This window comes from Candidatus Aenigmatarchaeota archaeon, assembly GCA_016932615.1.
In the GTDB taxonomy this organism is placed as follows: domain Archaea; phylum Aenigmatarchaeota; class Aenigmatarchaeia; order QMZS01; family QMZS01; genus JAFGCN01.
The window spans coordinates 1-13323 of sequence record JAFGCN010000001.1 but is presented as its reverse complement, the minus strand read 5'-3'; the positions used below and the strand labels follow the sequence as shown (position 1 = coordinate 13323).

Sequence of the window (13323 nt, the reverse complement as noted above, 5' to 3'; positions counted from 1 at the left end):
TTGTTTTTGGGGTTTATATGGCTCCTTTATTCAGAGTCCCTACTGCCCGTCAGACTCAATTTCCCATACCACCTTTTCCCAGCCGACTTTTTCGGAAGAGATGCTATTCCAGAGCGTGTACCTTTCAGGCCTTACTCCGCTAAGGCCTTTTAGAAGATTGGGCTTAAAGGAAGGATCTTTCAGGGGCATAATGGCAAAATCCAGAACCCCCTTCTCCCTCATGCGCTCCAAAACCTTGCCGTAAAGCCCATTTGGGTCAAATGTAAGAGTTCGCGGCAGGCGGCCTGCATTCATCGAGTAGACCTTTGCGGATATTAGCGTCCCTGTGCCTGCAAGCTGGCCGTGAAGGTATTTTCCGCCAAAGTGCCCCTCAAGAAGCCGCTCCACCTCATGGTCGCTTCCTGAGCAATACTCTGAGCCGTTTTCCATGGCTATTCCTGACATAACAAGCGCTTCTGCCAGGTCCCGGTCGCATTTCATTCCGGCAACTCGCTCTATTGAGGACAAGCTCAGGTCCCTGTAAAAGGGGTCAAAGGAAACGCCTCTATCAGCGGCAAGGGAGACATCCTCAAGCGCCACAATATTGGACAAAATGTCGCATATTCCCGCCATGCGAAGCCGGCCGGAGTTTTTCCAAAGGTGAAGGGGAATGACAAGCTTTCGGGGATACTTTGCAGGGATAGACTTTCTCCCGGAGCCGTTTACAAGGGAGCAGTTTCTTGACAGGAGCCCGTCATGGGAGGGGGCTGTTGGAAACGCAATAAGGGGGCGTCCCAGGATATGCGCCACCCTTTTTGCCACATCTATTGCCTTTCCGCCCCCAACGCCCAGTATTTCACCTTCTCCAGCGCTATGCGAAATTGCGTCCGCCACCTCGACTGAAGCCGATGAAACCAGGTGAAACCTGTCAAAACCCGCAGACCGGAGAAGATTTTTGGTAAACTCATCGTCATTCGTAATTACCAGCTTTGGAGGCAGGTTCTCACTTTTGTAGCAAGGCCCCTCTATATACTTAAGCTCTATCCGGCGTGCGGCAAGAATATCTCCAAGCTCCATAACTTTAGTGGCCAAACTTAAGGCAATGCTGCCTGCGTTTTTGTATGGCTTTCTGGCATATATGCCCAGAAACCTGCCTTCCGGCGCAAAATGCACCTCTTTGCCCTCAAAGGGGCAATATTTAAAATTTGGTGAAAGTAAGTAATGGTGATTATTGAAGCTGGAACGGTATGCAAAAAGATATATGGGCGAGAGGCCGGAAGGTATTGCATCGTACTAAGCGTGGAAGGCCACTTCGCAAATATCGCAGGAGTCAGGAAATACGGCATGTGCAAGGCGAAAAGGTGCAACCTAAAGCACCTGGTTCCTACAAAGCTTAAAATCGCGCTTAAGTCTGACAAGGTTGCTGACGCAGAAAAGGCAATTTACGAAAGCGGAATTATCTCCAGAATGAGCCTAAAAAAAGACAAGAGGAAAAAATACACCCAGATTATAAACGGAAAGAAAAAGGTGGAAAAACCTGCCAAAAGGGCGCCTGCAAAAAAGGAAAAGGAGTCAAAGCTGGAGAAGAAGGCAGAAGAAAGACCAACCAAATCAAAGAAGGAGGCAAAGCCAAAAAAGGAAAAGGCATCTCCAGAGAAGAAATAATTAGATAATTATGGTAGAAAAGCCAAGAAATTTAACTCCAAAGTCAGAAAACTTTTCAGAGTGGTACCTACAAATTCTTTCGGCGGCAGAGCTTGTCGAAGACAGGTACAATGTAAAGGGCTTCTACATAATGAGGCCCTGGCTTATGGAGATTGTAGATAGGATTTACTCGGTCTGGGAAAAAGAGCTGAAAGAAAAGGGGCACGGAAAAGTTCTCTTCCCAACCGTAATTCCAGAGGAAAATTTTGAGAAGGAAAAAGAGCACGTCGAGGGATTTACTCCGGAAGTCTTCTGGATTACTGAAGCAGGCGGGACGAAATTTGAAAGAAAGCTTGCCCTAAGGCCAACAAGCGAAACTGCAATGTACTCGGTCTACCCTTATTGGGTGAGGTCGCATGAAGACCTCCCCCTTAAATGCTTCCAGAGCTGCTCGGTTTTCAGGTACGAGACAAAGGCGACAAAGCCGCTTATCCGGCTTAGGGAATTTTTGTGGATTGAAGCGCACGACGCATTTGCAACCGAAGAAGAAGCACTAGCACAGGTAAAGTCTGACATGGACACCACCGCAACAGTGCTAAACCATTTCAATGTGCCGGTTCTATTTTTCAGGCGCCCAGACTGGGATAAATTCAACGGGGCAGTTTCCACATTTGCTGCAGACACAATGCTTCCTGACGGAAAGCGGCTTCAACTCCCCTCCACCCATTACCTGGGGCAAAACTTCTCTAAAGCATTTGGCATCAAGTTTACAGACAAGGACGAGCAGGAGAAGTTTGTCCACCAAACCTGCTACGGACCTCCAATTTCAAGAACGGCTGCAACAATAATCTCACTTCATTCGGATGATTTTGGCCTGAGCCTGCCCTTCTCAGTCGCGCCAATCCAGATTGTAATTGTGCCCATTCTCAAAAAGGGAAGCGAGGAAGCAGTCCTCTGCTACGCAAAAGAGATAAGCGAGCGGCTTAAGGAGTACTTCGTAAAAATCGACGACCGGGACGAAAGCCCAGGCTCAAAATTCTACAAGTGGGAAATCCGGGGAGTCCCTGTACGGCTTGAAGTCGGCCTTCGTGAAACCGAAGAAAAGACAGTCAGCATATTCAGGAGAGACAAAAGGGAAAAGTCACAGGCAAAGATTGAGGACATGGAGCAAGCCATCAAAGCTATTGAAAAATCAATAGAGGAAAATCTTTGCGTTAGGGCAAAGGAATACTTTAAGGAGCGCATATTCGAAGCTGAAACTATTGATGGCCTGAAGGAAAAAATCGAGAAGGGCTTTGTCAAGGTCCCATTCTGCTCGAGGGAAATTGATGGAAAGGCCTGCGCTGAAACGCTAAAAGAAATTGCCGAGATTGCAGGAACAGTTTATCCTGATGAAGAAAACACCCCTTCGGGTGCAAGGCCGCAGGGCAAAAAGTGCATCGCCTGCGGAAGGGAGGCAAAAGAATATGTTTATTGCTGCAGGAGCTACTGATTACTGAATCCCAAATGGGCTCATACGAGGATATTTCTTGACTAAGCGAATTCCTTTCAGGATGTATTCGTCAAAACTTTTTCGGCTAAGAAATGCGCGCTTGAGCTTATTCTGAAGCGGAACGATGTGTGGATAATTGTGGTCAGTGTAGTAAGAATCTCCCCAGGGCCAGAATTTCTTTACCTCTGGTGTCAGGGAGGTCAGGGCAAAGGCAGCAATTTCAGCAAGTGCCCAGACCTGATTGTCAGTTAAGCCATGTTCTGAATAGTGCCTTTTGTAAATCTCAAAATAATGGGAGAGTACCAATTCATGGGCAGTAATTCTCCTCATAGTGTAAGGGTTTTCTCTCCACCATCTGACAATCCTGGGGCCTTCCGCCCAGCTGGAGACCCCTTCATGAAGAACCGAGAGCACACAGGAATACTTCGTGTAAAACCAATTGTAGCTGGTGGTCTGTTCCACATACGTTGAGAAGCTATTGTTGATCTTGTTCCAGGAGGCCTGGTAGAGCTTGCGGGTCAGCTTAAGGTAAGGCATTGAAGTCTTGTAAATATCCCTCATTTTCTGCAGAGCGCCTTTTTTGTAACCAAACGCTTTCCTCATGCACTCATCCCCCACTAATGATTCATCGTATTCCTGGTCGATTACAAACCTGAGATTCATATCTAATTTACCCGCAAGGAACTATTATGACTCGCATACTCGTGTTTGGTGACAGCATCGCGTGGGGCGCGTGGGATTTAAATGGAGGATGGATTCAGAAACTCAGAACCTATCTCGAAAAAAAGCTATTATCCACTCCAGAATTTTGGAAGGAAGAATTCTATCAGGTATATAATCTTGGTGTAGCTTCCACAATCGGGGAAAATTCACAGACTCTACTCAAGCGATTTAAACATGAAGCAAATGCACGGTTCGAAAAAGATGAAAGAACTATTTTTGTCTTCGCAATAGGAAAGAACGATTCGCGATTTCTAAAAAGCAAAAATAATTTTGCAGTGCCTAAGGAAGATTTCAGAAAAAATATCGTGAAGCTAATAAAAAACGCCAAGGAGTTCTCTCCAGAGATAATTTTTATAGGCACTACTCCAATAAATGATTCAAAAACAAGTCCAATTCCATGGGACCGTGACGCAAGCTATAAAAATGAATATCTTCAAGAATATAATGCAATTCTCAAAGAGGTCTGCCTGAAAGAGAAAATTCCCTAGGTGGATCTTTTTAGTAAGATTCAAACCACAAAATACAAAAAAATACTGAAGGATGGACTTCATCCAAACTCAAAGGGCCACGAAATAATTTTCAGGGCAGTAAAAGCAGCTCTTGAAGAAAGCAAAATACTATTGAAAAATCAATAGCACATTTTTATGAGTTTATTGATTTCAATTTCTGCCGCTAGGAACTTTGAGTTTCATTTTCAACGCCAAGAATCAATTCCTCCTTAAAAGCGCTAAACCTGCTTCTTGGAACCCTTGCGCCCGCTGCCTTTTCGTGCCCTCCGCCGCTGCCCCCGACTTTCTCCGCGGCCAGTTTTGTGATTTTTCCAAGGTTAACTATTGTGTCGGTTCGAAGGGACATCTTTGCGTGCTCGTCATTATATGAATAGGCGATGACAATAATCCCTTTTTCCCTGTCAAGCGCCTGCGCGGCGACAATTGACTTTATGTTGTATTTTGATTTTGTTTCAATAAAGCGGAAAATTCCATCCTTTTCCATTTTTTTGACTGATCCTGAAACCTCACCCTGAACTTCATCATAGCAGTATCTAAAATAGGGGTTATCGAGAATGTCTTCCGGCGACCTTGCCGAGAGAAGCGCCTCGACCATTTTTTCGTTTCCCACATTTCCGTCAACAAGGAAAACAGAATAGATGAAGTCAGCAACCCTCTGGAGCTTCTCGTGGTCGTCAAAACTCTTCAAAAAATCCCTGCAGACCTGAGAGTTTAGCTCACCCTTGTCGCCGATTATGCCAACTGCCGCAATCCATTTCGAGTTTTCCATAAACTCAAGCTCAGAGCAGAGGTCATACATAAGGTAAGCTGCCGGAAGGTACGCTTCCGGCTCTGTCTCACGCGGATTGTAGAAAACGCAGGTGGGCTTTTTTTCAAAAATGTGGTGATCAACAAGGAGCGTGGTTTCAGTGAGATAATCAAAAATGGTGTCAGAGTTGAGGTCCATGAAAATCATGTTCTTTGCAGGGTCTATAAAAAGAGGCGGTACATCAGTAAGCTGATAAACCGGAAGCTTGTCTGGAGGGACTACTTCCCTTGCCCGCATGAACCTTATAAGTAGCGCAAGGGAGCAGATGCCATCAGCATCCACGTGGGAAAAAACCTTTACGTTGTCCTCGGGCTTCAGGTTTTTCAGGAATTCCAGAGCGTCTTGTCTCATCCTAAGCTAGTCCTCGTCATGGCAACATTCGCAGCCGCATTCATGCCCCGAAAGCTCCCGGAAATAAAAGTCAGAGAAAGAGTCCACTGAGTCTGCATAATGGAGAATTGTCCCCTCGAGCCCCTGCCCTTCTGGCTTAAGGTGCTTTAGGACCATGTGGACTATCTCCTCAGGAAAGCCCCGGGCATAAAGCTCGCACGCACCCAGCTCCTCATGCTCCAGAAGATTGTCCTGAAGGGAGTATTCGTCACCAATCTTATCAAAGTCGTAGAGGCGCATAATGTCGTGAAGAAGGGCGGCGGTGATTACAAAGTCCTTGTTTACAGTGCCGTACCTTTCCTCAACAAAATCCGCCATCTGCATTGCAAGAAGCGTGACTCCCTCCGTGTGCTTTATCAGCCCACCTTTTTCCATATGGTGCTCAAAGCCGGGAAAGCCGCCAGGAGTATCCTCTATTTTCAGCGGCTTGCAAGCCAGGGCGGGGTTTGAAAGCTTGGGGTCTTTTAACAGGGAAATGGTCTTTTCTCGTAAATCCTTGTCCTTTATTTTTTCAGCAAGTTTTATCAGATTATCCATAATTAGCAAGGGAAAATCTATTTGAATAGGTTACTTAGAGGGTAGGCCTAGTGCCTCTCCCGTCAATGACCAAATGTTGTGGGTGGAGTAATTCCTGAGTATTTTATAGGGCCTTACTCCCAAGAGTCCTAAGGCCATTATGCTTAGATAAGCTTCTCTTTCGAAAGTTCTAAATCTCTCTTCTTTATCATGGTAGGTTTTTAGGCGATTCCAATAGCTTTTAGCAAGTCTTAAATTATCATACTTAGAGAGGCAATAATCTCCATCTTTCAAACCATCGGCAATCTGAATTAGAGTACCAAAATCCGAAGCAAAGCTCCGTGTGGTTTCATGGTCCTTGTGTGAAAAGTCGGGATATCCAGACACCAATTCCAAGAGTAGCGTTCCCGTACCACCCCCTCCAGCCACCAGGTTATTTTCATAGTCCTGAATGGTTGTGGATGGCAGTCCCATTGTGTCTCTCGCCAGAAGGGACAAATTCTCTCTAAAGTAGAGCGTGGGTGGATCGTGAAGACTTTCTTTAAAAAATTTTGCCACCTCAACTGCCCCCAAAACACCACTTTCCTTCGGAACGACCTTCCTGAACTCTTTTTCATCTGAAATGCCGGATATATAATCTGCCACGCCATATAAAAACAGTTTTCTTGCGTCAGGTTCCATGGATTGACCCGTAATATGTCCGTCCACGACATTGTCCACCACCCGTATTAACCAAAGGCAGTCTCCCACATCCTTAAGAGCCTCCAAATCGTGTTCACTCCCACCGCCAAGATGATAAAACATAGGCCCAAGTATCCCTTTTTCGTAAGAGTTTGTCCTCCCAAGGCTGCTTCTTAAAAAAGAAGTTTCACTCTCCGGGAGGTCCATCTGGGCAATTTTTCTGACCATATTCTGATGATTGGCTATTGCTTTAGGAAGATATTTAACTACCATAAGGAAACTACACAAATAATATATCCATAAACGGTAAGAGTTCCTAAATTTATCACTTTTGCTCTATTTTTATGGGCTCGTAGCTCAGCTTGGAAGCCAAAACTTCCATAGTTTGGCTAGGCAATTAGAGCGCCGGTCTTATAAGGCCTGTTTTTCGGCTCGTGCCGAGAAGCATACTAAAGGGCAGTTTTGCCCCTTATGAGGCGTAAAAGCCGGAGGTCAGGAGAAATCCCTTTTCTTAAGAAGAAAAGGGCTTACTGAATTCAAATCTCCCCGGGCCCATATTTTTTAAAATGGCAGCTTAGAAGACTAATACACCAACGGTTTATAAACCTTATCGGGCAATATTGTCCTGCCAAGATATTCCACGCGGGCGGATTTTCCATCAAAATTCTCCATAGGTAACCGATTGCCAAAATCATCCTGAATACATTCTGTGCCAAAGCAAACGCCCCGGCAGTCTATGAAGGGCTTCCCCCTAAGAACCCTGTACCTATTTCCCTCAAGCAAAATCCTGGAATTATAAGGAACCCAAACAGCGACATCCAAATTTTCTGGCTCGGCAAAAAACACTGCGGTTTCCAGTTCAATATCCGCGCAACAAGTGAAGTTTGGTTTACATACCTCCTGAACTCTGGATAGGTAACCCTCCTCTATCTCCAAAACCTGACCAACCTTTGCAACACTATTGCAATCTTTCCTCTCATACTGCCTTGGCATAATTTCTAAGGGCTTTTTGCAAAAGAAACAATCAAAAACAGATAAAACTCTAAAACTGCGCATTGCTATTGAATGCCTGCAATGCTCAGCTCAACACTCCTATCATCTGCAGAATCTGCATACTGGATTGATATAACCTTCACCTGAACGTCACCAAAGTCGAAAAATTCGCCCTGAGAAATCAATCTGGTGTCTGCGCCATACCTCAGGGTTATGGCATTTTGACCGATGCTGACGACTTCAAACTCAAAAAGCTTCGTCTCGCCCTGAAGCGAGAAAGTTTCGCCGACCCCAAGCACAAGGGAAATTCCATCTTCAAGAAGCGATTCTTCCACAGGGATCTGATCTATTTCCTCTTCAGGAGTTTCCTGCGGGGGATATTCCTCCATGGGCGGCTGGAGCGTGCCTTCGCTATTTAGAGACTCGTCAGGGTTTTCCGTCCAGATGCATCCCGAAAACAGCACAACAGCCAACAGCAAAAGAGCTATAAAAAACGGGCTGGACTTCTTATAATCCATAAATATTGTTCTTAGTATGTATTTAATCCCTTATGCCTTCGTTCGTCACGCGGAAGATTACCTCTGCGTCAGGCATTGATGGGGAATCTATGAGCTTAGCAACCCTCTTGTCTTCCCGGCTTCTTCTCATGTACATCCTATAGGTTGCGGCATGCGCAAGAACGTGACCTCCTGCCGGGGTTGTCGGGTCTCCGAAAAGCTGCCCGGGGTTTGCCATAACCTGATTTGTAATGTAAACCGCGACATTATTCACTTCGGACAATTTCTGGATGTTGTGCAGGTGGCGGTTAAGCTTCTGCTGCCTTGGAGCCAGTTCGCCCCTTCCGCTGTAGTCGCTTCTGAAAAGTGAGGTGAGAGAGTCAATTACAAGAAGCCGGACATTTTTGTCTTTTAAAAGCTCCTTTGCCTTTTCAATAAGAAGTATCTGATGGTCGGAATTGTAAGCCCGGGCCACATAAATATTTTTCAGAACTTCGGAGGGGTCCAGGTCAAGAGCTTTAGCCAGCATCTCTATTCTCTCGGGCCGAAAGGTATTTTCCGTATCAATGAATACTGCGCTTCCGTTCAAGCCCCCCCGCTCTTCAGGAAGCTGCACGTTTACTGAAAGCTGGAACGCAAGCTGAGTTTTTGAAGAGCCAAAAGCACCATGCGCCTCAGTGATTGCCGCAGTTTCGACTCCGCCACCCAAAAGCCCATCAAGCTTGGAGGAACCTGTAGTGATCCTTCTCACCTGCTTTCTTTTTTCGAAAACAGATTCTGCGGTCTCAAAGTCCATCTTGACTGCATGGCGCGCACCCTCAATAATCTTCTCGGCAGTGCCCTCCCCGCAATCGATTGCATCGCAAATCTCTCCTATTGAAGCCGCTGCAATTGCCATCAAGTCATCGTACCCTGCCTCGACAAGCTTTTCAGCTGTTTTTTCACCGACTCCGGGTAAATCCTTCAAAGGGTTTGCTGCCATTTTAAGTATAATATTATCCTCAGGTTTCCTTTAAATAATCCAAGACCTACTCCTGGAATATCTTATAGCCAATCTGCTTTGGTTTTTGCTTTAGTGTTTGTGTTTGTCCCCGAGAGCCGTCCTGAGATGCGCCTATTCTGAAGAAAACATATGAGAAAACCCCGGCGGCCGGGGAAAGAATCGTCCCGCGCAAAAGCTCCAGGAAGGCCCATATCGTAAAGCTGAAAACCAGCGGAAACCAGAACAAAATCGCGCCCATAAGAGGTGAATTCTCTAAACTTGACTCGACAAGCCCGTCAACCTGCGCCCTTGAAGCAGCGTAATCCTCCTCCTGGTCAGAAAGCCCCTCTCTCATTGCCGTTTCTGCTGCCCGAATCTCTGCATCAGTCAAAGCAGGGTTGTCGCTTTTAAGTGCAGCCATCGATGCCGAAAGGTATTCCTCATTTGAGGCACCCTGGAGAGCCAGGGAATTGTCCACCTCTCTTTGCACGAGCCCAGCCACACCCAACTTTACTTCAGAATAAAAATGGTCCTTGTACCCGCCGTCATGGGAGAGCGCAATGTAAGACCCTGCAAAAACAAAAAGAAATAGCACAAAAAGCGCTTTTGACGCAGTATTGCTTCCAACCCGAAACTCCCGCCATTTTTTGAGCTCCTGGCGATATGTTTCCCCAAGCGGAACAGAATAAATGGATGCTGCAAAAAGGCCTGCTGCAAAGAAAAGATACATTATCGAAAAACCAAAAAGCACACCAGATACTATTATCGGAATTGCAGTGGCATAGTGGATTTTACCAATTGTTCTCACTGAAAGCGCTGCAAAAACGGCGCAAAAGCAAAGAAGCGAAGTAATCGACATAAAAACAGGCATTAGTAAATCAACCACAAAGGAAGCGTTTTCCCCCTGCGCCGACATCACCATCTTCTCCGGAAGCTCTGCATTCATCCGTATAAGATAATCCAGAGACATGCCTGCAGCGTAAAAAAGGTAGAACCCCAGGAAAATCATAAGCGACAAAAAAAGAAGTATGCAGATTTCCCGGCTTTTATCGTCTAATTCCATATGCTACTTTGAAGGCCCGTATTTCTTTCGCCATTCTTCTATAATCTTCTTTCGCTCCTTGTCCTGCTCTGCTTTTTTGGAAAACTTTGCCAGGTATTTTTTGATTCCTTTATTTGGTGTGGATTCCTGCTTTTCTTTTTCCTTTTCTCCGGGCATAGGGACATAGTAGCCCTTGCCCGCCTTTTGCTTTGGTTTTGGCGAGTATGTGTAAAAGAGCGCGGCTGCCACAAGCATCGCGCCGAAGACGAAAACAAGAATCAGGAATGTGGAGCCAGGCCCCGCCGGAGACTTTACCTCAGCGATTGAAGACTCAAGAGCGTTGAGAGAGGTTTGGGCTTCATTTATTAGGCGGCTTGCCTCAAGGTAATCTCCTCTCTCTATGCTCTGGTTTATAAGCTCCATTGTCTGGTTTGCAATTTCGACCTTACTCGTCAGGTTAGTGGAATTTGCCTTTTCGTAATCGACCCTTTCATAGTCCTCAAGCAGCCGCTCAAAGCTTTCTGTGAGCTTTTTGTATTCGTTCAATATTTCTGACTTTCCTTCCTCGCAGGGCAGGACCGCCAGAACAAGGCCGCGAGTGAAATTTTTCTCTGTGGACTCCACCAAAAGCGTTATGTTTGCAAGGCCCACCTCAAAATCTTCAGGCAGGGAAAATGATAGGGCACAATTCTGGGATGCATCGACTGCAAGGGCTGAAACGACCTGCGGGCTTATCGTGTACTTTTCTGTATCCATGCCCTGCAAAGACAGGGAAAGGTTGTCAAGCTTCTTTCCCCCCGTGTTCTTTATCGAAAAGCTTACTGATTTGTTTTCCCCCTGCGTGACAGAAAGGTTTTCAAGTCCTGAAACAGCCAGGTCAAAGCCGCGCACATTAAGGTTTATGCTTTTTGTCCAGGTCCCTTCATCCGAAACCGCCTTCAGGACAACCGCAGAAGTGCCTGCCGAAGCGCCTTCCGGAATCGTGAACGTGAAATTTAAGTCCCTTGAAAGGCCAGTGTTAAGAATTGTCTTTGTGTTCGAGCCAAGCTTATAATATGCGGAGTCTATTCCCGAAACCTGCAGGTGCAGGTTGTTAAGCTTCTTCGTGCCGTTATTCTTGACGTTTACAATAAATGAGTAATCGTCTCCCTGGAAAAGGGTAAGGTCAGAAAATGTGGGCTTTATAAAAGTTGCCGAGGCAATGCTTGTGGTTGTTGTGGTTGGCGCAACGGTGTTTGTCGTGGTGGTCGTTGTTTCTGTCTGCTGAGTGGATGGCACGCTTACATCCACCTGGCGGGAGATGGCTGAGGGAAGCGTAGCATTCTGGGCAGAGGAGACGGAAACCTGAATGACACTGTTTGACACGGTGCTGCTTCCCGCCTGAAGAACCCAGGTGCAGTACTCAGTTTCGTTCGGCACGAGAGTTCCAAGGGAACACGGGTTGGTGCCGCTAATCCGGGTAAAGTAAGAAGAGCTGTACGTCATCTCAAGGCCTACACTGGTCGCGTTTAGGTCACCTTCATTTGTCACCTGCACCCTCACATAAAAGCTGTCTGAAGTGTCAACCCCGCTTGGAGGGTCACTAGAGCTGTATTTCCAGTCAAGGTCAAGGTCTCCGTATTTTACAGATACATTCTTTTGCGTGTCTTTGTCGAACCGGAAGTCCGTAAAGTTAGCGGAAATGTTTATGGGATAAGTCCCTCTTGCGGAGGTGCCAAGCGTCCAGTTCAGGAGCATGGAAAAATTTCCATCAGAATCCGTAAAATGCTGGCAAAGCCCTCCCGAAAGGTTCGTGATGTCTCCTGGCAGGGCTATGCAAACCGTTCCGTTTCCAACGGCCTGAGTGCCCGACTTTGTTACGTTAACCCTGAAGGTGAAATTGTCTCCTTTGACAACCATATTCTCATTTGGAAGAACTGTTGCATAAATGTCCACCGGCGTTAAAAGCTGTAGCGACTGGTTTAAACTAACCGAGTTATTGTTCAGGTCTGTCCAGTTTCCAAACAAGGTGTAGTTTCCATCCAATAAGCCCGCAGTGTTAAGAGTCACACTGAAAAGCCCATCCAAAACACTAAGCGTGAGGTTTTGCGCTCCCTCCCCTGAGGAATTCAAAAGGGTTGCATTGTAAGCTCCAAGCCAGGAAGTGTCCAGAGTGGAGTTGTCATAAAGGTAAACCCAAAACTCAACCTCCACCTCCTCTGTCGAGTTCGAATAATATATTCCACTGCTTGAGTTAAGCCGGACAATAGTTAAGTTTGTGGAGTTTACGGCAAGAGACATGTTCAGGTCGGGGTATGGCTCGCCGTTCAGGGTGCTTATATATATTCCCCCGGTGGACAAACCTGAAGCGTTCGAGTGAATTGTAAGGTTAAGCGCCACAGCTTCTCCTGCCGAGACATTTCTTGGCTCGCTGATGTTGCAGCCGTCTGCCCAGGAAAGGTTTGCCTCGATGTTTGAAAACCCGTAAAGCTCTGCAGTAAGGTTTTCAAGCGCGCTTACGCCGGAGTTGTTGACAAAGAATTGCAGAATCTTTGTCTGGTTTAAGTTAAGGTAAAGAGACCTTGTGGTGCTTGTATTTTCCAATTCCCCCGCCGAAATCGTGGCATTTCCCAGATAATAGGTTTCTGTCCATGAAGGCCTTATCTTCAAAGTCGGCGCGGTAAGAACAGTTATATTCGATGCAACAGCTGAGGCGTTGTTTCCTGCCCGGTCATATGCCCGAAAGGTCAGGTTGTAGTTTCCGTCTTCCGGGACGGAAAGGTTTATCTGCACAGAGCCGTTTTGAGATGAGGTTGTGGAATTTACAACATCTCCAGTCGAGTTCCTAATGGAAAGGTTTGTCCCGTTAACATTTGGCTCGACAAGGGTGAAGTTTATTATCAGGGTTCGGGAGTTAAGGGTGCTGTTGGATTCGGGGAATTCTATGACTGCAAGCGGGCTTATGGTGTCTATGGTTAGGTTGATTGTGCTCAAGTTAGTGTTTCCTGCAAGGTCATAAGAGATGGCGGTAATATTATATACGCCGTCTGTTTGGACCGAGAGGTTTAAAGCATAACTTCCGTTTGTG

13 protein-coding genes and 1 tRNA gene are annotated in these 13323 nt (G+C 46.3%); 4 read left to right on the top strand and 10 right to left on the bottom strand.

Annotated elements, in window-relative coordinates; all coding sequences use genetic code 11:
* Positions 1 to 39: 39 nt before the first annotated feature.
* Positions 40 to 1056, bottom strand: coding sequence for an iron-containing alcohol dehydrogenase (locus JW727_00070; protein ID MBN2094419.1), 1017 nt, complete (start codon positions 1054 to 1056; stop codon positions 40 to 42).
* Positions 1057 to 1200: 144 nt separating this feature from the next.
* Between JW727_00070 and JW727_00065 the strand changes: the two genes are divergently transcribed.
* Positions 1201 to 1644, top strand: coding sequence for a hypothetical protein (locus JW727_00065; protein ID MBN2094418.1), 444 nt, complete (start codon positions 1201 to 1203; stop codon positions 1642 to 1644).
* Between the two features lie 10 nt (positions 1645 to 1654).
* The gene (locus JW727_00060; protein ID MBN2094417.1) at positions 1655 to 3115 is read left to right on the top strand and encodes a proline--tRNA ligase; all 1461 of its coding nucleotides are present in this window, start codon (positions 1655 to 1657) and stop codon (positions 3113 to 3115) included.
* On the opposite strand, the gene JW727_00055 is transcribed toward JW727_00060, so the two are convergent.
* Positions 3116 to 3778 carry a hypothetical protein gene (locus JW727_00055; GenBank protein MBN2094416.1) on the bottom strand — a complete coding sequence of 221 codons (663 nt, stop codon included), beginning with the start codon at positions 3776 to 3778 and terminating at the stop codon, positions 3116 to 3118.
* A 26-nt stretch (positions 3779 to 3804) separates the two neighbouring features.
* Here JW727_00055 and JW727_00050 point away from each other — a divergent pair, with 26 nt between their 5' ends.
* Complete coding sequence (locus JW727_00050) at positions 3805 to 4326, top strand: hypothetical protein (protein MBN2094415.1); 522 nt, start codon at positions 3805 to 3807, stop codon at positions 4324 to 4326.
* Between the two features lie 184 nt (positions 4327 to 4510).
* On the opposite strand, the gene JW727_00045 is transcribed toward JW727_00050, so the two are convergent.
* The 3 genes from JW727_00045 to JW727_00035 are packed head-to-tail and all read right to left on the bottom strand — an operon-like array spanning position 4511 to position 7015.
* Positions 4511 to 5506 (bottom strand): DHH family phosphoesterase, encoded by a 996-nt coding sequence (locus tag JW727_00045; GenBank protein MBN2094414.1) that lies wholly within the window; start codon positions 5504 to 5506, stop codon positions 4511 to 4513.
* A 6-nt stretch (positions 5507 to 5512) separates the two neighbouring features.
* Positions 5513 to 6082 (bottom strand): HDIG domain-containing protein, encoded by a 570-nt coding sequence (locus tag JW727_00040; protein ID MBN2094413.1) that lies wholly within the window; start codon positions 6080 to 6082, stop codon positions 5513 to 5515.
* 30 nt (positions 6083 to 6112) lie between these two features.
* On the bottom strand, positions 6113 to 7015 hold the full coding sequence (locus tag JW727_00035) for a hypothetical protein (GenBank protein ID MBN2094412.1): 903 nt from the start codon (positions 7013 to 7015) through the stop codon (positions 6113 to 6115).
* Between the two features lie 73 nt (positions 7016 to 7088).
* Here JW727_00035 and JW727_00030 point away from each other — a divergent pair.
* Positions 7089 to 7297: transfer RNA gene (locus JW727_00030), tRNA-Ile, on the top strand.
* A gap of 27 nt (positions 7298 to 7324) precedes the next feature.
* Here the strand turns inward: JW727_00030 and JW727_00025 are convergent.
* The 5 genes from JW727_00025 to JW727_00005 all read right to left on the bottom strand — a co-directional run.
* The gene (locus tag JW727_00025) at positions 7325 to 7735 is read right to left on the bottom strand and encodes a hypothetical protein (GenBank protein MBN2094411.1); all 411 of its coding nucleotides are present in this window, start codon (positions 7733 to 7735) and stop codon (positions 7325 to 7327) included.
* A 65-nt stretch (positions 7736 to 7800) separates the two neighbouring features.
* Positions 7801 to 8253, bottom strand: coding sequence for a hypothetical protein (locus JW727_00020; protein MBN2094410.1), 453 nt, complete (start codon positions 8251 to 8253; stop codon positions 7801 to 7803).
* 22 nt (positions 8254 to 8275) lie between these two features.
* On the bottom strand, positions 8276 to 9214 hold the full coding sequence (gene radA / locus JW727_00015) for a DNA repair and recombination protein RadA (protein MBN2094409.1): 939 nt from the start codon (positions 9212 to 9214) through the stop codon (positions 8276 to 8278).
* Positions 9215 to 9260: 46 nt separating this feature from the next.
* Positions 9261 to 10277: a hypothetical protein gene (locus JW727_00010; protein MBN2094408.1), complete on the bottom strand. Its 1017-nt coding sequence runs from the start codon at positions 10275 to 10277 to the stop codon at positions 9261 to 9263.
* A gap of 3 nt (positions 10278 to 10280) precedes the next feature.
* Positions 10281 to 13323, bottom strand: a 3043-nt coding sequence (locus JW727_00005) for a hypothetical protein (GenBank protein MBN2094407.1), incomplete at its 5' end; no start/stop codon positions are given.